At 67.4% G+C, this 17,653-nt stretch carries 17 protein-coding genes and 1 pseudogene; 7 read left to right on the plus strand and 11 right to left on the minus strand.

All coding sequences use genetic code 11. From position 1 onward, the window contains the following. The first annotated feature begins 280 nt into the window (after positions 1–280). Positions 281–2,635 carry an MMPL family transporter gene (locus tag ACIP5Y_RS40510; RefSeq protein WP_400358298.1) on the plus strand — a complete coding sequence of 785 codons (2,355 nt, stop codon included), beginning with the start codon at positions 281–283 and terminating at the stop codon, positions 2,633–2,635. A 288-nt stretch (positions 2,636–2,923) separates the two neighbouring features. Here ACIP5Y_RS40510 and ACIP5Y_RS40515 read toward each other — a convergent pair. Continuing rightward, a pseudogene (locus ACIP5Y_RS40515) lies at positions 2,924–3,115 on the minus strand (TetR/AcrR family transcriptional regulator); the annotation flags it as partial. A 121-nt stretch (positions 3,116–3,236) separates the two neighbouring features. After that, the gene (gene rpsA / locus ACIP5Y_RS40520; protein WP_400358974.1) at positions 3,237–4,709 is read right to left on the minus strand and encodes a 30S ribosomal protein S1; all 1,473 of its coding nucleotides are present in this window, start codon (positions 4,707–4,709) and stop codon (positions 3,237–3,239) included. A gap of 278 nt (positions 4,710–4,987) precedes the next feature. On the opposite strand from rpsA, the gene ACIP5Y_RS40525 reads away from it, so the two are divergent. Then, on the plus strand, positions 4,988–5,860 hold the full coding sequence (locus tag ACIP5Y_RS40525) for a class I SAM-dependent methyltransferase (RefSeq protein WP_400358300.1): 873 nt from the start codon (positions 4,988–4,990) through the stop codon (positions 5,858–5,860). Here ACIP5Y_RS40525 and ACIP5Y_RS40530 read toward each other — a convergent pair. Beyond that, positions 5,857–6,027, minus strand: coding sequence for a hypothetical protein (locus ACIP5Y_RS40530; protein ID WP_400358302.1), 171 nt, complete (start codon positions 6,025–6,027; stop codon positions 5,857–5,859). The genes ACIP5Y_RS40525 and ACIP5Y_RS40530 overlap by 4 nt on opposite strands. Next, on the minus strand, positions 6,027–6,896 hold the full coding sequence (locus ACIP5Y_RS40535; protein WP_400358304.1) for an SPFH domain-containing protein: 870 nt from the start codon (positions 6,894–6,896) through the stop codon (positions 6,027–6,029). The genes ACIP5Y_RS40530 and ACIP5Y_RS40535 overlap by 1 nt, the downstream gene beginning before the upstream one ends. 147 nt (positions 6,897–7,043) lie before the next feature. Between ACIP5Y_RS40535 and ACIP5Y_RS40540 the strand changes: the two genes are divergently transcribed. Then, positions 7,044–8,303, plus strand: coding sequence for a hypothetical protein (locus tag ACIP5Y_RS40540; RefSeq protein WP_400358305.1), 1,260 nt, complete (start codon positions 7,044–7,046; stop codon positions 8,301–8,303). 23 nt (positions 8,304–8,326) lie between these two features. Here ACIP5Y_RS40540 and ACIP5Y_RS40545 read toward each other — a convergent pair whose 3' ends face one another. Then, positions 8,327–9,697 (minus strand): FAD-binding oxidoreductase, encoded by a 1,371-nt coding sequence (locus tag ACIP5Y_RS40545; RefSeq protein WP_400358307.1) that lies wholly within the window; start codon positions 9,695–9,697, stop codon positions 8,327–8,329. 71 nt (positions 9,698–9,768) lie between these two features. On the opposite strand from ACIP5Y_RS40545, the gene ACIP5Y_RS40550 reads away from it, so the two are divergent. From ACIP5Y_RS40550 to ACIP5Y_RS40560, 3 genes are read left to right on the plus strand one after another with little or no spacing between them, the layout of a single operon-like run. After that, positions 9,769–10,680: a LysR family transcriptional regulator gene (locus tag ACIP5Y_RS40550; protein ID WP_400358309.1), complete on the plus strand. Its 912-nt coding sequence runs from the start codon at positions 9,769–9,771 to the stop codon at positions 10,678–10,680. Between the two features lie 55 nt (positions 10,681–10,735). Beyond that, a complete protein-coding gene (locus tag ACIP5Y_RS40555; protein ID WP_400358311.1) occupies positions 10,736–11,167 on the plus strand; it encodes a helix-turn-helix domain-containing protein in 432 nt (143 codons plus the stop codon). Beyond that, complete coding sequence (locus tag ACIP5Y_RS40560) at positions 11,164–12,006, plus strand: alpha/beta fold hydrolase (protein WP_400358312.1); 843 nt, start codon at positions 11,164–11,166, stop codon at positions 12,004–12,006. The genes ACIP5Y_RS40555 and ACIP5Y_RS40560 overlap by 4 nt, the downstream gene beginning before the upstream one ends. Before the next feature lie 112 nt (positions 12,007–12,118). Here the strand turns inward: ACIP5Y_RS40560 and ACIP5Y_RS40565 are convergent, their stop codons facing one another. The 4 genes from ACIP5Y_RS40565 to ACIP5Y_RS40580 all read right to left on the minus strand — a co-directional run bounded on the left by ACIP5Y_RS40565 (position 12,119) and on the right by ACIP5Y_RS40580 (position 16,058). Next, a complete protein-coding gene (locus ACIP5Y_RS40565; protein WP_400358314.1) occupies positions 12,119–12,925 on the minus strand; it encodes an amino acid ABC transporter ATP-binding protein in 807 nt (268 codons plus the stop codon). 12 nt (positions 12,926–12,937) lie between these two features. Beyond that, a complete protein-coding gene (locus ACIP5Y_RS40570; protein WP_400358316.1) occupies positions 12,938–13,891 on the minus strand; it encodes an amino acid ABC transporter permease in 954 nt (317 codons plus the stop codon). Positions 13,892–13,897: 6 nt separating this feature from the next. Next, on the minus strand, positions 13,898–14,806 hold the full coding sequence (locus tag ACIP5Y_RS40575; RefSeq protein ID WP_400358318.1) for an ABC transporter substrate-binding protein: 909 nt from the start codon (positions 14,804–14,806) through the stop codon (positions 13,898–13,900). A gap of 154 nt (positions 14,807–14,960) precedes the next feature. Continuing rightward, the gene (locus ACIP5Y_RS40580; protein WP_400358320.1) at positions 14,961–16,058 is read right to left on the minus strand and encodes an isocitrate/isopropylmalate dehydrogenase family protein; all 1,098 of its coding nucleotides are present in this window, start codon (positions 16,056–16,058) and stop codon (positions 14,961–14,963) included. A gap of 313 nt (positions 16,059–16,371) precedes the next feature. On the opposite strand from ACIP5Y_RS40580, the gene trxA reads away from it, so the two are divergent. Further along, the gene (gene trxA / locus ACIP5Y_RS40585) at positions 16,372–16,740 is read left to right on the plus strand and encodes a thioredoxin (RefSeq protein WP_400358322.1); all 369 of its coding nucleotides are present in this window, start codon (positions 16,372–16,374) and stop codon (positions 16,738–16,740) included. Between the two features lie 93 nt (positions 16,741–16,833). Here trxA and ACIP5Y_RS40590 read toward each other — a convergent pair whose 3' ends face one another. Together ACIP5Y_RS40590 and ACIP5Y_RS40595 are read right to left on the minus strand one after the other, a co-directional pair. Continuing rightward, a complete protein-coding gene (locus ACIP5Y_RS40590) occupies positions 16,834–17,277 on the minus strand; it encodes an alpha-isopropylmalate synthase regulatory domain-containing protein (RefSeq protein WP_400358324.1) in 444 nt (147 codons plus the stop codon). A 92-nt stretch (positions 17,278–17,369) separates the two neighbouring features. Continuing rightward, positions 17,370–17,501, minus strand: coding sequence for a hypothetical protein (locus ACIP5Y_RS40595; RefSeq protein ID WP_397013548.1), 132 nt, complete (start codon positions 17,499–17,501; stop codon positions 17,370–17,372). Between the last annotated feature and the right edge of the window lie 152 nt (positions 17,502–17,653).

Below are 17,653 nucleotides of genomic sequence, written 5' to 3' on the forward strand. Positions count from 1 at the left end.
TAGTGAGCCACATCGTTGTCGGCCCGGGGTCACCGTCGCATCCAACCCGTAGCGGATGACCGACCGGCAAACATGCGGTTTACGGCCTGTCGGACAGGCAGCGTATTGCAGCATCGCAGCAGCCGCCGGGACGAACAACCGGTGAGTCGGTTTTTCACATCACATCCTCACAAACCGCGGCAGCGGATTTGGGACAGCGCCTTGCCCTCGCGTCCCGCCCGTTCCTATGCTGGCGAGGGATACCTGACAGTCACTCTCAGGTATGAAGCGGGGAGACAACATGGCACAGCCCACGGTCACCGATCGATCGGCACGCCCCGGATCCGCACCACGACTCGGATTCGTCGGACGCTGGGGCCTGCTCATGGCGCGACGACGCACCCTCGCCATCACGCTCTGGCTGCTGCTCCTGGTGGCTTGCGGCGCCGCCTATCCGGTATTGCAACACCGGCTGGCCGCACCCGACTACACCCTCCCCGGATCCGAATCGAGCCACGCCGAACAGCTTGTCTCCCAGCACTTCTCACAACTCGGCACCGAACAGGATCTGATCGTCCTGCATTCCGCCACCTATACCGCGGACCAGCCACAGTTCCGGGCCGCCACCACCCGGGTGCTGGACGCCGCCCGCGCGGTGCACGGCGTCGCCGGCATGGTCGGACCGTTCGACGGCAGTCCCGCACAACAGATCTCGGCGGACCGGCACACCGCGTTCGGCATCGTCGGGATCAACGGCTCGGTGACCGAACGCGCCGATATCGTCAATCGGCTGCAACCGGCGCTCACCGCCGCCTCCGACGCACAGGTCCGGGCCGCGCTCACCGGATACTCGCCCATCGAAGCCGACCTCGTCGCTATGGAGAACACCGACCTCGAACGCGCCGAAACGATCGGTCTGCCCATCGCCGTACTGGTGCTGGTGATCGCGCTCGGCGCCCTCGTCGCCGCGCTGCTGCCCGTCGGCGTCACCGGCGCGGGGATCGCGCTCGCCGTGGGACTGCTGTTCGGGCTCACCACGTATTTCACCTTCGATTCGCTGGTGTTCTCGGTGGCGACCATGATCGGCACCGGCACCGCCATCGACTACGCCATGTTCATCGTCAGCCGGTTCAACGAGGAACTGACCCGGCGCGGCGTGCGGGATCGCCGAGCCCGCAAGGAGATTCACGAGGCCGTCGGCGCCGCGCTCGACACCACCGGACGCACCATCCTGGCGTCCGGGTTCATCGTCATGATCGCACTGTCCGCGCTGGCGGTGGTCGGGCTGCCGATGCTGAACGGCATTGCCATCGGGGTGGTCACCGCCGTGGCCGCGACCCTGACCGCGGCGTTCACCCTGCTGCCCGCACTGCTGGCCATGCTCGGTCCGGCCATCAACCGGGGTGCGCTGCCCGCGCGGCTGCGCCCGGCCGAAACCCGTTCGGGGGTCACCGGTTCCTGGGCGCGCTGGGCGCACACGGTGATGCGGCGGCCCATCATGTTCGGCGCGGCCGGGGTGATACTGCTTGCGGTAGCGGCGATTCCGATCACCGGCATCCGCTACGGCATCGATATGGGGATGGGTTCGCTGGGTGATCGGCTCAGCGGGCAGGCTACCCGGCTGGTGAACGACAACTTCGGGCCCGGACTGCTGTCGCCGATCCAGATCGTCGCCACGGGCGCCGACGACACGCCGCTCTCCGCCGACGGCCGCACGGAGGTGCTGCGGCTGTCCACCGAGTTGACCGGGGACGCGCGGGTCGCCGCCGTACTGCCGCAGCAGTCCGACGGCCGCTACCTGCTGACCGTCGTACCCAAGGACGCCTTCGACTCCACCGATGTCACCGGACTGACGAACGATATCCGCACCCGGGCAACCACTCTCGGCTCCGCGCAGCTCACGGTCGGCGGCACCACCGCGATCTTCATCGATGTGTCGCGCGCGATCACCGGCCGCTTCCCGCTGCTCATCACCCTGGTGCTCACCGTCTCGCTGGTGTTCCTGATCGCCGCGTTCCGCTCGATCGTGCTGGCGGTCAAGGCGATTCTGCTGAATCTGCTGGCCACCGGTGCGGCGCTGGGCATTACGGTGGCGGTCTTCCAGCACGGCATCGGGCAGCGCCTGCTCGGTTTCCACAGCGCCGGATTCCTGCAGGTGTACCTGCCGATGCTGGTGTTCGCGGTGCTGTTCGGACTGTCCATGGACTACGAGGTCTTCCTCATCCGCCGCATGCGGGAGGCCTGGAATCGCCACCCGGACAATGCTTCCGCGGTCGCGGAGGGGTTACAGCACACCGCGCGGCCGATCACCGCGGCGGCGGCCATCATGGTGGCGGTGTTCGCCAGCTTCCTGTCGGCGAATGTGCTGGAGCTGAAGCAGATCGGGTTCGCGCTGGCGGTGGCCATCACCATCGACGCGGTGATCGTGCGGCTGATCCTGGTGCCGGCCTTCATGCAACTGTTCGGCCGCTGGAACTGGTGGCTGCCGACGCTGCGCCGTACATCAGGGGAAGACGGCCTCGAGCGCGGCCAGGATCAACTCGGTGACCTCGGCGTAGACGTCGACGAGCCGGGCGGCGAAACCCGTGTCCACCCAGTGGTCCACGGCGGCCGCCCAGCTCCAGACGGTGATCGCGGCGGCGGCCCGGAGTTGTAGATCGCTCGCGTCGCGGCCGCTGCGCGCGGCGAAGGCCAGCCGGAACTGATCCTCCACCTCCTGCATGCGCTGGGTGTGCCGGACCTTCACCTCCGGGATCGCGCGCACGTACTGCATGCGCAGCCGGGTGCGGCGTTCGACCTCGTCGGTGACAACGGCTGCCAGCACCGGTCCGGCGACCGTCCGGGCAATCGCCAGCAGCGCGGGGAAATCCTGGACTTCGCCACCGCTGGCGGTCCGGATCACTTCCAGGACTTCGGGATCGGCCTCGTCGTAGAGGACCAGCATCTCCTTGTTGCCGAAGTACCGGTAGATCGAACTCGGTGAGACGGCGGCGGCCGCGGCCACCTTCTCGACCGTCACCTCGCGGTAGCCGTGCTGATCGAACAATTCCAGCGCGACCCGCTGGATACGGCTCATCGCCTCGATCTTGCGGCGCTCCCACAGCGACGGGGAGGACTCAGCGGAGGACTCGGACATGGCCTTCCGAGAATAGCGAAGAGGGCCGGTGTCCAACGAGCCCCGCACCGACAGAAAATCCCCCCGGGTCCAGCAGGACCCGGGGGGATTTCCCAGTCGTTATCCCGTCAGGGATTGCGAATTACGCGTTGCCCGACAGCTTCTCGCGCAGGGCGGCCAGCTGGGCGTCGCTCGCGAGCGAGCCACCGGCCGGCTCCGCCGAGGAGGAGGACGAAGCCTGCGCCTGCGCGCCGCTCTCCGAGGAGTAGTTCGAGGGTCCGCCGTTGGCGGCCTCGGCGGCGGCGTCGGCCGCCATCTTCTCCATCTGAGCGGTGTGCATCTTGTGGCGACGCTCGGCCTCGGCGTACCGGGACTCCCACTCTTCGCGCTGCTTCTCGAAGCCCTCGAGCCATTCGTTGGTCTCGGGATCGAAGCCCTCGGGGAAGATGTAGTTGCCCTGGTCGTCGTAGCTGTCGGCCATGCCGTACTTCGACGGGTCGAACTCGGCGGAGTAGTCCTCGTTGGCCTGCTTCAGCGACAGCGAGATCCGGCGACGCTCGAGGTCGATGTCGATGACCTTGACCATGGCGTCGTCGCCGACGGCCACAACCTGGTCCGGGACCTCCACGTGGCGCTCGGCCAGCTCGGAGATGTGCACCAGGCCCTCGATGCCCTCTTCGACGCGCACGAACGCACCGAACGGAACCAGCTTGGTGACCTTGCCCGGCACGATCTGACCGATCGCGTGGGTCCGGGCGAACTGACGCCACGGGTCTTCCTGAGTCGCCTTGAGCGACAGGGAGACACGCTCGCGGTCCAGGTCGACGTCGAGAACCTCGACGGTGACCTCGTTGCCGACCTCGACGACCTCGGACGGGTGATCGATGTGCTTCCAGGACAGCTCGGAGACGTGCACCAGGCCGTCGACGCCACCCAGGTCCACGAAGGCACCGAAGTTGACGATGGAGGACACGACGCCCTTGCGGACCTGGCCCTTCTGCAGCTGGTGCAGGAACTCGGAGCGGACCTCGGACTGGGTCTGCTCGAGCCAGGCACGGCGGGACAGGACCACGTTGTTGCGGTTCTTGTCCAGCTCGATGATCTTGGCCTCGATCTCCTTGCCGACGTACGGCTGGAGGTCGCGGACGCGGCGCATCTCGACGAGCGACGCGGGCAGGAAGCCACGCAGGCCGATATCCAGGATCAGGCCGCCCTTGACGACCTCGATGACGGTGCCCTTGACGGCCTCGTCACGCTCCTTGAGCTCCTCGATCGTGCCCCAAGCCCGCTCGTACTGAGCACGCTTCTTCGACAGGATCAGGCGGCCTTCCTTGTCCTCCTTGGTGAGAACGAGGGCCTCGACCTCATCACCCACGGAAACGACCTCATTCGGGTCGACATCGTGCTTGATGGACAGTTCGCGAGACGGGATGACGCCTTCGGTCTTGTAACCGATGTCGAGAAGGACCTCGTCACGATCGACCTTGACGATGGTTCCCTCAACGATATCGCCGTCGTTGAAGTACTTGATGGTCTTGTCGATAGCGGCGAGGAAGTCCTCGGCAGTGCCGATATCGTTGACGGCTACCTGCGGCGAGGTGACGGTGGTGGGCATGTGTTGGGAGGCTCCGGACGGATTGTGGTCGGTAGTGGACATGTGGACTTTCGGTATTGCTGCGAACACACAGCGGTGGAACTAACGTTGGCCATGCACAGCACACCGCTGCGACGCTGCACAACGCTGCCCTAAGCATGCGGACTCACAGCACGGTTGTCTGCTCTACTCGGTCTCGAGAAACCGGGTACAGAAGACACTCGCGGAAAACAGCGTACGCGACGTCCGTTGTACCAAGCAAACACAGGTACCCGGCTACGGGTCGATAGGGTGACGCCATGGCCGAAGATCACCTTGCCACCCCCGACGATACTCGCCATGCCGAGGCCAACGCCCTGCTAGGGACCGTTGGCGTGGCGCGGACCAAGGTCGACTCCGGGGTGAGCCAGCGCGCGAGCCGTCGCTGGTGGGATGCCGACGCGGCCGCCTACCACGAAACGCACGCAGATTTCCTGGGTGTCGACTCCCCCGCCGGCGAATTCGTCTGGTGCCCGGAGGGCTTGCACGAGGGCGACTGGCACCTGCTCGGCGATATCGCCGGTAAGCGGATCCTGGAGATCGGCTGCGGGTCGGCGCCCTGTTCCCGCTGGCTGGCCACGCACGGCGCGCATCCGGTCGGACTCGACATCTCCCGCTCGATGCTGGATCGCGGCCTCGAGGCCATGGCCGGCGGCGGCCCGCGCGTTCCTCTTATCCAAGCGGGTGCTGAAGAGTTGCCGTTCGCCGCGGCATCGTTCGATCTTGCTTGCTCGGCCTTCGGCGCGGTCCCCTTCGTAGCGGATTCCGGACAGGTGATGCGGGAGGTGCACCGCGTCCTGAAGCCCGGCGGCCGCTGGGTCTTCTCGGTCAACCACCCGATGCGCTGGATCTTCCCCGACGACCCCGGCCCCGAGGGCCTGCGCGCCACCATCCCCTACTTCGACCGCACGCCCTATGTGGAGTTGGACTCGGACGGCGAACCGACTTACGTGGAACATCACCGCACCATCGGCGATCGGGTCCGGGAGATCGTGGCGGCGGGACTCGTACTCGTCGACATCATCGAGCCGGACTGGCCGGAATGGCTGGACCGGGAGTGGGGGCAGTGGAGTCCACTGCGCGGTGAAATCTTTCCCGGTACAGCCATTTTCGTCACCGAAAAGCCCGTCTAGTCGGATTTGGGTTCTCTGCCAACCTGTTTGAGTGCGAGCCGGAGCGCATATTCGATCTGAGCGTTGATGCTGCGGAGGTCGTCGGCCGCCCAGCGGGCGATGGCGTCGTGGACGGCCGGGTCCAGTCGCAGCAGTACGCGTTTCGGCTCGCGTTTCGCCGCGGCCATCAGGCGTAGAGGGATCCGGTGTTGATGACCGGCTGGGTGGAGCGGTCGCCGCAGAGGACTACCAGCAGGTTGGAGACCATCGCGGCTTTGCGCTCCTCATCGAGTTCGACCAGGCCCTGTTCGGCCAGGCGGTCGAGGGCGAGTCCGACCATACCTACCGCGCCTTCGACGATGCGGGTGCGGGCGGCGACTACCTGGGCGGCCTGCTGGCGGACCAGCATGGCCTGGGCGATCTCGGGGGCGTAGGCCAGGTGGGTGATGCGGGCTTCCTGGATTTCGATGCCGGCCTGGCCGGTGCGGGCGCGGAGTTCGGTGGTGAGTTCGCCGGCCACCTCGGCGCCGTCGCGGAGGCTGGGGGCGCCGCCCTCATCGGTCTGGTAGGGGTGGGTGGTGGCCAGGTGCCGGACGGCGGTCTCGGACTGGGTCTGCACGAAGTTCATGTAGCTGTCGACGGCGAAGACGGCCTTGTAGCTGTCGACCACCCGGTACACGACGACGGCGGCGATCTCGATGGGGTTGCCGTCGGAATCGTTGACCTTCAGCTTCTGGGTCTCGAAGTTCCGGACCCGCAGCGACAGGCTGCGGCGGGTGCTGAGCGGGACCACCCAGAAGAAGCCCGCATCGGAGACCGAGCCGATGTAGCGGCCGAAGAACTGGATCACCTTGGCCTGGTTGGGGTTCACGACCGCGAAGCCGCTCAGTACGACGACCTCGGCCAGGATGGCCACGGCCAGGGTGACGCCCAGGGCGGTCGACCCGTTGCCGCCGTTCTTCAGGTGATCGATGAGCAGGTAGATCGCAATGCCGAGCAGGATCACCACCACGAGCATGACGAACCCGTTCACCCGGAAGGCCCGACGCAACTCCATGACATTCTCCTAGTATCGAAGTGATATCACGACGATAGCGCGATGATAGGACCGCGGCAAGGCCCCATACCCGGGGGTGAGGCAGCCGGGAGTTGTCATACCCGCGTCGCATTGCCCCGATCCGCCCTGCGGCGGTGAGCTTTCGGTATGACACAGATGCCACGCGATGCCCGGCGGTCCGGGCTCCGGCGGACCATCGCCGCACTCGCGGCGGGTGGACTGCTGTTGAGCGGTGCGGCCCTCACCGGGGCATGCGACAGCTCCACGAAACCGGCCGATCCCGCCCAGGCCGATCGCGGGCGGGTGGTCCGCGCCGACCATCTGCTGACGCTGACCCCCGATCAGGTGAAGGCGCGAATGACCGATGCCGGATTCGACACGAGCGCAGTGCGATTCGCGGTGGACACCTACCGGCTGGTGTACGCCACCGTCGATCCGGCCGGCAAGGCCACCACCGCCACCGGACTGCTCGCCGTCCCCGCCGGGAGCGATCACGAACTCACCGCGGTCATGTACGAGCACGGCACCATGGCCACCAAATCCGATGCGCCCTCGGTCTCCGATCAAGGCGGGGATCTGGCCGCGACGCTCACCTTCGCCGGCGCCGGGTTCGCCGGAGTCGCACCGGATTACCTCGGCCTGGGGCTCGGACCGGGCACGCATCCGTACATGGATGTGCCGTCGGAGACCACGGCGTCGGTGGACATGTTGCGCGCCGCCCGCTCCTTCGTGAGCGGCACCGGCCGACAACTGCGGGACGGGGTGGACATCATGGGCTTCTCGGAGGGCGGTCCGGCCTCGCTCGGCGTGGCGCGGGCCATGCAGGACGGCGCGGCCGACGCGTTCCGGGCGCGCGCGGTGGCCGCGGTCAGCGGCCCCTTCGATGTGCAGAACGCCGAATTCCCCGCCATGTCGGGCCAATTGAATCCGGGCTCCAGCGTCTTCTATTCGGCGTACTTCCTGGTGGCCTGGAATCGCCTGCACCAGCTCTACAATTCGCCGAGCGAGGTGTTCCGGGCGCCGTACGACGGCACGGTGGAGCAGTTGTTCGACGGCAATCACAGCGAACAGGACATTGTCGCGGGCCTGCCGGCAAGCCTCGATCTGCTGCTGACCCCGCACGCCACGGACATGCTGAACCACCCGTCCGGACGGCTGGCCGACGCGCTGCGGATCGCGGACGGCACCTGTGCCGACTGGACACCGCAGGCGGCGATCCGGCTCTACACGGGCAATCAGGACGGCGATGTGGCCACCGCGAACAGTGACCACTGCCAGGCGGACTTCCACGCCCACGGGGCCGATGCGCAGCGCATCGACCTCGGGGCCCTGAACCACGACCAGTCCGGGATCGCGGGCACCGCGGCGGCCGCGCGATGGTTCCTGGAACTACCTGTGCCGCAGTAGTTCCCGGCCGCCGGGTGCGTGTTTCAGCGGGGACGGATATTGCGGTTGAAGCGGAACATGTTGGCCGGGTCGTACTTCGACTTCAGCGCGGCCAGCCGGTCGTAGGTGGCCGGGCCGAAGATCTCCCGGGTCTGCGCCTCATCGGCGAAATCGCCGCCGCCGTAGAGGAAGTTCAGGTTGGCGCCGATCGTCCACGGCGCCAGCGGCTTCCGGATCCCGTCGAGCCGGTCGCGGACCTCATCGGCGGGCACCTGCGGCATGGTGATGGCACGCGCCACATACGCCGCCTCCCGGCCGTCCACGGCGATACCGGCGGGGCCCGGACGGCCCAGCGCCCCACCCAGGTGACGGAACCCGGCCACCACCGGTCCGCCCGCCGAACGCGGTCCGGTGGCGTCGAGGAAGGCGTCGGCCGCGTCGGCGGGCAGCTCGGACAGCAGTGCGTTGGTGGCGGTGTACGGGTGCGGCTGCTCGGGATCGCGGTAGATGCCGTGACTCTCGAGGTAGGGCATGCCGCGCAGATCGTCGTTGAGGCGTTCGCCGATGGCGCGCAACGGCGCGACGAGGCGCTCCCCCTCGGATTCCGTTCCGGTGTAGGCGATATTGATGGTGGCCGTGTACTGGCCGCGCAGGTGCGGTGGCAGCTGCGGGATATCGGGCAGCGTGAGCATGCTGATCGCGGAACTCAGCTGTTCGGGCAGGTCCGCGGTCCACAGCCGCCAGGCCTCGACCGCCGGTTCGACGAGGCGGGCCGGGAAGGTGAGCCGGCCGCCGTACACGGTGGTGACCGGCACGAGCGCCAATTCCAGTGCGGTGACCACCCCGAAGTTGCCGCCGGTGCCCAGGACGGCCGAGAACAGTTCGTCGCCCGGCAGCACGCGGCGCAAGCGGCCGTCGGCGGTGACCAGTTCGATGGCGCGCACATGGTCCGCGGCATAACCGAATTCTCGGGCCAGGATGCCGAGGCCGCCGCCGAGGGTGTAGCCGACCACGCCGACCGAAGGCGAGGAGCCGTTGAGCGGGGCCAGCCCGTGCGCGGCCGCGGCGGCGATGAGCGCCCCGGCCTGGACGCCGGCGCCGACCCGGGCGGTGCGGGCGGCGGCATCGATGCGGATGTCGGTCATGCGGCGGGTATTGATGAGCACGCCGCCGTCGGTGGCGACGGACAGGCCGTGCCCGGTGGCCTGCACGGCGACCGGAAGACCCTGGCGGGCCGCGTATTCCACGGCGGCGCGGACGTCCTCGGCGTGCAGGGCGCCGACCACGACGGCGGGGCGGTGGGTGTAACCGGCTTGGAATCCGCTGGTTTCGGCCTGGTAGCCGTCGTCGGCCGGGGTGAGGACGGGACCGGTGGTGGCCGGGAGTTCGGTGCCGGCATCCGCTGTGTTCGTCATGGCACCGACTCTGCCCGGGTTCTATCGAGAACTCCAACAGATAGTTTTTCTCGGAACTATAATTATCGGTTATGGAGTTACGTCAGCTGCGCTACTTCGTCACCGTGGCGGAGGAAGCCAATTTCACCCGCGCCGCCGCCAAGCTACACCTGGCCCAGCCGGGGTTGAGCGCGCAGATCCGGCAGCTGGAACGCGAACTGGGACAACCACTTCTGGACCGATCCAGTCGTTCGGTCACGCTGACCCCGGTCGGGGCCGCGGTACTGCCGCTGGCGCGGGCCGCGCTGGCGGCGGCCGGGCAGATCACGCACACCGTGGACGAGTTCACGGGTCTGCTGCGCGGGCAGGTGCGGGTCGGGCTGGTGTCGGGTGCGGCCATCGACGAGCTGGATGTGGCGTCCGTGCTCGCCGACTTCCACCAGGATCATCCGCAGGTGGCCATCAGTCTCACCGAGGACACGTCCGATCGCATGCTGGCCGCGGTCGCGCACGGCGAGCTCGATATCGCCATGGTCGGTCTCACCGGGGCGGAGCTGGACCCGAGCATCGGTGTGGACGTCGTTCTCGAGACGGGCATCGTGGCGGCCGTCGCCGCGGGCGATACGGATTTCGGGCCGGAGCTCGGCCTGGCCGAGCTGTGCAAGCATCCGCTGATCTGCCTGCCACCGGGCACCGGTCTGCGCGGTCAGCTCGAACGTGCCTGTGCCGCAGCCGATGTCGTGCCCGATATCGCGTTCGAGGCCGCCGCGCCACCGCTGCTGCTGCGGCTGGCCGCGCGGGGACTGGGCGTGGCGGTGGTCCCGACATTGCGGCCCGGGGATGCCGCCGCCTTCGGCGTGCGCCAGGTGGAGATCACGCCGGAACTGCGCGGTCAGCTGGCCCTGACCTGGCGCGCCGATCGGCCCACGGCGCCGGCATCGAAGGTGCTGCTGGGCCAGTTGCGCATTGCGCTCACTACGCAGTGGAAGAAACCCACTCCCTAACATTCTCTAAAATACCCTATTGCACCCTTTCATAGGGATGTTTAAGGTATATAGCGTGAACGAACGCTTGTACTCGGTGGAGGAGGTCGCGGAGCGACTGGGCCTGCACGTCCGCACGGTCCGCAACTACGTGCGCGACGGCAAACTCCATGCCGTCCGCATCGGCAAGCAGTACCGCATCGCGCATGCGGACCTGGAGGCGTTCACCGGGCTGCCGGTGCCGGATCCACTGCGCGACACCGTCGGACGCACGCGGCACGCCGAGGTATCGAGCATCCTCGAGATCGACGCCATCGATCCCGCCACCGCCGACCGGGTGATCATCCTGCTCACCGGCGCGGCGCAGACCAACGGGCCCGGCGCGCAACCGCTGCGGGTCCAGACCTACTACGACCGGGAACGCGCCCGGCTCAAGGTCATCATCGTGGGCGGCCCGGCCGATACCGCCCGCCTGCTCGAATACACCGAAGGAGTGCTGTCGTCATGACCGCGATCTACAAGTCGGAAGCCGGCGCGGCGGTGATCCGGGACCGCTACCGGGAGCTATTGCGGGCCTGGCCCGTTCCCGCCGAAGAGCTGCACATCCCTACCCGCGAGGGCGACACCTTCGTGCTCGCCTCGGGCCCGGCGGATGCCCCACCACTGGTGCTGTTGCACGGATCCGGCAGCAACTCGAGCACCTGGCGCGGCGATATCACCTCCTGGGCAACGCATTTCCGCGTGTACGCGGTGGATATCGTCGGCGAGCCGGGTGGCAGCGCACGCTCCCGGCCGGTGCTGGGCACCGACGCCGTATCGCTGTGGCTCGACGACGTAGCGGACGGCCTCGGCCTGTCGGGCTTCGCCCTGGCGGGAATGTCCCTCGGCGGCTGGATGGCCACCGACTACGCCACCCGCCGACCGGAACGGGTGACGCGCCTGGTCTTGCTGTGCCCCGGCGGGATCGGCAAGCAGAAGTACGGCTGGCTGGTGAAGGAGATCCTCCCCCGCCTGCTCGGCCGCCACGATGTACGCCGATCCGCCAGGACCGTAACGGGTTTGACCGCCCCGGAGTTCGCCCCCGTCCTCGACGACGTGGTCCTGATCTTCGAGCACTTCAACCCGCGCCGGGAGAAACTTCCCCGCTTCACCGACGCCGAGCTGCAACGCCTGACCATGCCGGTCCTGGTGATCGTCGGCGATCAGGACGTCATGCTGGACTCCGCGGATACCGCACGCCGCATACGTGCGAATATCCCTGCCGCCCAGGTGAATCTGCTCCCGGGCATGGGCCACGCCGTGACCGGCCAGACGGACCCGGTGCTGAAGTTTCTGCTGGACAGCTGAATACGCCGCACCTGAACAAGACTGTGCCCCGCTCCGTGAATCGGAGCGGGGCACAGCGGGGTTCGGGGGCTCCGGCCCCCGAGAGCCCCCTGAGAGTTCCGAGGAGCTCTCCTCAGAGGATCCGCGACAGGAACGCCTTGGTGCGGTCGTGTTGCGGGTTGGCGAGCACCTCGCGCGGGTCGCCGGCTTCGACGACCACGCCGGCGTCCATGAACACCAGCTGGTCGGCGACCTCACGGGCGAAGCCCATTTCGTGCGTCACCACCACCATGGTCATGCCCGAGGCGGCGAGTTCCCGCATGACGCCGAGCACTTCGCCCACCAGCTCCGGGTCGAGCGCCGAGGTCGGCTCGTCGAAGAGCATGAGCTTGGGATCCATGGCCAGCGCCCGCGCGATGGCGACGCGCTGCTGCTGTCCGCCGGAAAGCTGGGCGGGGTAGGCATCGGCCTTGTCCGCCAAGCCGACCCGCGCCAGCAGCTCGCGGGCGCGAACGATGGCGTCGGCCCGTTTGATCTTCTTGACCTGGGTCGGCGCTTCGATGATGTTCTCCAGCGCCGTGCGGTGCGGAAACAGGTTGAAGTGCTGGAACACCATGCCGATATCGCGGCGCTGTTTGGCGGCGTCGCGCGGGTGCAGCTCATAGAGCTTGCCGCTCTTCTCGCGGTACCCGACCAGGTCGCCGTCGACGTAGAGCCGCCCGGCATTGACCTGTTCGAGGTGGTTGATGCAGCGCAGGAAGGTGGACTTGCCGGAGCCGGACGGCCCGATGAGGCAGAGCACCTCACCGCGCTTCACCTCCAGCGAGATGCCCTTGAGCACCTGCAGCGCACCGAAGTCCTTGCATACCCGTTCGGCGCGCACCATCGGGGTGCCCGTCGCGGGCGGGGCATCCTGCACTGGTTCTGTGTCCTTCGACATTTCGGTGCTCACCTATCCCGTCCCGCCTGCCACTTGGGCATCGGCCAACGCGCGCAACTGTTTTCCGGTCAGCTGCCGCGAGGAGCCGCGCGAGTAGTACCGCTCCAGGTAGAACTGCCCCACCATGAGCACGCTGGTGACCAGCAGGTACCAGGTGGCGGCGACCAGCAGCAGCGGGATCGGCTGGAAGTTCACGCTGTAGATGTCACGGGCCCGGCCGTACAGGTCGGTGGTGAGCGGGATGGCCGTGACCAGCGAGGTGGTCTTCAGCATGGAGATCAGCTCGTTGCCGGTGGGCGGGATGATCACCCGCATGGCCTGCGGGAGCACCGTGCGGGTCATGGTCTGTGACCACGACATGCCCAGCGCCACCGATGCCTCGCGTTGCCCCTCACCGACGGAATTGATTCCGGCGCGCACGATTTCGGCCATGTAGGCGGCCTCGTTGAGGCCCAGGCCGATCATGGCGAAGAAGAACGGCGCCTGCCAGTGCAGCACGTCGAAATGCGCGAACGACGGCCCGCCGAACGGCACTCCGATGGTGATGACCTTGTACAGCGAGGGGAACAGGCCCCAGAACACCAACTGCACGTAGACGGGGGTGCCACGGAAGACCCACAGGTACGCCCAGGCGACCGAGCGCAGCACCGGGTTGGGTGACAGCCGCATGACGGCCAGCAGCACGCCCAGCGCCACGCCGATGGCCATGGCCAGCACGGTGAGTTCCAGGGTCACCAACGCGCCGTTGGCGATTCGCGCATCGCGCAGGTAGGCCCAGTAGGTGTCCCAGTGGTAGGCGTCATTGGTGGCGGCGCCGTACACGAACAGTCCCACGGCCACCAGGATCACTGCGGCGGCGAGCCACCGGCCCGGGCGTCGCAGCGGGATCGCCTTGATCGCCTCGGGCGCAGCGGGATTCGTGTTCTTCGCAGCGGGTGCTGCGGTCTTGCTCTCGTCGGACGACATATGCGGTTAGCTCTGCGCTCCGTTGATGACGGACTTGGTGATCGCGCCCTCTTGGACACCCCAGTTGGTGGCGATCTGCTTGTACTGGCCGTGATCCATCAGGTACTGCACGGCCTGCTGCAGCACGGTGCCCAGCGCGGAGCCCTTCTTGATCGGCCAGCCGTAGGGCGCGGAATCGAAGATGGGCCCGGCGGATTCGATCTTGTCGCTGGCCTGCTTGATGGCGTACGCGGTCACCGGGGAGTCGGCGGACATGGCGTCGACCTGACCCTGCACCAGGGCATTGGCGGCGGCGGACTGCTCGTCGTAGGCGACCTTCTGGATGGCCGGCTTGCCCGCGTCGGTGCACGCCTTGGACTTGGCCGGGATCTCATCGGTGTCCTGAACGGTGGTGCGCTGCACGGCGACCCGCTTGCCGCAGGCATTGTTCGGGTCGACCGGCTTGCCCTTCTGCTGGGCCCACTGGCTGCCCGCGGAGAAGTAGTCGACGAAGTCGGCGGTCTTCTCCCGGTCCTTGTTGTCGGTGAACGACGACATGCCGAGGTTGTAGGTGCCGGCCTCGATGGCCGGGATGATCTTCTCGAAGTCGGCTTCCTGGTAGTCGGTGTTCAGGCCGAGCACCTTGCCGACGGCGTTCATCAGGTCCACGTCGAAGCCGACGATCTTGCCGGAGCTGGGATCCCGGTACTCGTTCGGCTGGTAGGGCACGTTCACACCGACGATGAGCTTGCCGGAGGACTTGATGTCGGCGGGCACGTTCGCGGCGATGGAGTCGACCTTGGTGACGTCGACGGTGGGCGCCGCCGGAGTCGTCGACTCCGAGTTGTTGGTACACGCGGTCAGCGCGAGTGCGCCGGCCGCGAGTACGACGGCAGCCCGCAGGCCACGCCCACGGAAATCGATTCGAACAGACACAGCAGTCCTCCACAGTTCGGTTGCGCGACGTCCGGGGGTCCCTCGCCGTTTGAAATGTAAGCGAGTGAAACCTTCCGTGCGGGTCGGTAACGGAACATTAATCCGACGACACGCCGTTGCGTGGCCGAACACGCCCGGTCCCGGAAGTGCGCGCTCACCAGCGGTGCAGCCGGGCCCGCACCTGCTCGGTGAATTCGGTGGTAGATGCTAACCCACCCAAATCGCCCGTGGCGACTCCGGCCCGCAACGTATCCGCTACTGCGTGTTCAATTCGCTCGCCGACCCGGCGCAGCGCGCTGTACCGCTGGGTCCTGCCCATCCACCGCAACATGCCCGCCGCCGAATTGAACAGCGCCACCGGATTCGCGCGATTGTGCCCGGCCAGCGTGGGCGCCGCACCGTGCACGGCCTGCGCCATGATCTGGGTGTCCGAGCAGTTCACCGAGGCCGCCATGCCCAGCGAACCACTCAGCTCGCCGGCCAGATCGGAGAGGATGTCACCGCACAGGTTCTCGGTCACGATCACGTCGTAATCCTGTGGCGCGCGGACCAGATGCGCCGCGGCCGCGTCCACGTGCTCATCGTTCACCACGACCTCGGGGTAGTGCGTGGCCACCTCGTAGCAGACGTCGCGGAACATGCCCATGGTCATGGGCAGCACATTCGCCTTGTGCACGATGGTGACCCGCTTGTCGCGCTCGCTCGCGATCTCGAAACCCAGATGCGCGATCCGCTCGATCGCCGCCCGCGTGAACACTCCGACCGCCAGCGCGACATCCCGCGACGGCTGGAACTCCCCCGAGCCGGCTGCCATATTGCGGTCCGCGTAGAGGCCCTCGGTGTTCTCGCGCATGATCAGCAGATCCATGGCCGGGGCCACCGAACGCACACCCTCCATGGTCCGGGCCGGGCGAATGTTCGCGTACATGCCGAAACGCTTGCGCACCGCACCCGCCGGCGGCAGCCCGATCCGGTGTTCCACGGCGTAGGAGGCACTGTCGTGCGGGCCCATGATCCAGGCCGGCAGTTCGGCCAGGGCCTGGAAGGTCGGCTCGGGCACCGGATCGCCGAACTCCTCGATGGCGGCATGCCCGATGAGCAGCGGCACCCATTCGACCTTCGGCAGCTTCAGCCCGTCGAAGGCGTCATCCACCACTTCCCGGGTCGCGCGCACAATTTCCGGCCCGATGCCGTCGCCCTCGATCAGCCCCAGGCGCAAGGAATCCAGCAGGGGATCGATGCCTTCACTCATGCCGGTCATCCTCCCGCAAACCTCGCGGCGGTGACACGCTGGCACACACGGATCACACAATTCGAGACCTGGACGCCGATTCGGGGCCGGGCGGCCTGCCGCGCGACAGCGGCCCGAATGCGCCAGGCGCCTCGGCGCTCGAGATCGTGGTGAGGATTTCCGGGCTACCGTGGTGGGTATCCGGCGTGGGACGGCGACCGGGAGGCGAAACCGCCCGTGGCTCAGGCCATGCGCGCTCGTGCCTTAGGTTGTGCGGGGAAGATAAGTCACTGGCCCGGTGTTGGACCGGGAAAATCCGATATGAGAGGACACCATGGCCACCCAGACCCTGACCGAGCAGAACTTCGACGAAATCGTCACCAGCAGCGACGTGGTCCTCGTCGACTTCTGGGCGTCGTGGTGCGGTCCGTGCCGCAGCTTCGCCCCCACCTACGAGGCCTCGTCGGAGAAGCACCCCGACGTCGTGCACGGCAAGGTGGACACCGAGGCCGAACAGGGCTTGGCCGCCGCCGCGAACATCCGCTCGATTCCGACCATCATGGCCTTCCGTGAGGGCGTGCTCGTCTTCGCGCAGCCCGGCGCCCTGCCGCCCGCCGCGCTCGAGGACCTCGTCACCCAGGTGAAGGGCCTCGATATGGAAGAGGTCCGCAAGCAGCTCGCCGAGCAGCAGGCCGAAGCCTGAACCACGAGCATGAACCGGAACCGACCGGTAATACACCGAATGCGCCGCAACCCCGAAACGGTTGCGGCGCATTCGTTTTGACGCGTCGTATCGCTAGATGCGGGCGCCGAGATGGTTGATGCCGGCGATGATGGCCCGGAAGGTCGATTCCGCGCTGTCATCGGCGAGGGCGGCGCCCCAGCCTCGACGGCCGTTGAACTCGCACTGGATGAAGGTGGCGGCGCCACTTTCGGTCTGACGCTGATGGAACGCCAGGATTTCGACGGGGTAGCCCTCGTCGTAGAGCGCGGAGGTCAGCGCGGCCACCGGGTTTCCGGCCGCGGTGACGGTCCGGAGGCGATCGGCGATCTCGATGGTCGCCGCACAGTGCGCGCCGGTGTGGCGGGCCCCGATGGGCGTCCATTCGCTGAGCTTGACCGGGCCGGCCTTATCGCAGTACCGGTCGTAGAACTCGGCGGGGGTCAGGTCCCTGCATTCGGCCCGCAGGCTCGCAGGGGCGGCGGAGATGATGGCGTGGGTATCGATGGTGATGGTCATTGAACAGGTCTTCCCGACTTCTTCCCAGAATTTGGCAGAGGGGACCAGCGCAAAAAAAAGTTCAAACGGCCGCAGCGAGGGGCCGGTCCGAATCAGACCCCGCTACGGCGGAGAACTACGAGTACTCGCACAGCAGCCACCATCGCGGTGAGCGGAATGAGCGCGGCGCCGTCGCGGTCGGCGACGTGAAGCGCAGCGCTGCGGCTGTGGGCGGGATTCGGCACGGGGTCGAGCATAGGTGCGAACCCGGGCGATGGCAACCATATTCGCAATCGACCCACGAGTAACTTCGTCGCAGGTCATGAGGCATGCGGTGACGCCGGTAACACCAACCGGTCGCGCCCTGGGCAAACCCTGCCGGACCCGTGATCGAACC

It is taken from the genome of Nocardia sp. NPDC088792 (assembly GCF_044750615.1).
Lineage (GTDB): Bacteria > Actinomycetota > Actinomycetes > Mycobacteriales > Mycobacteriaceae > Nocardia.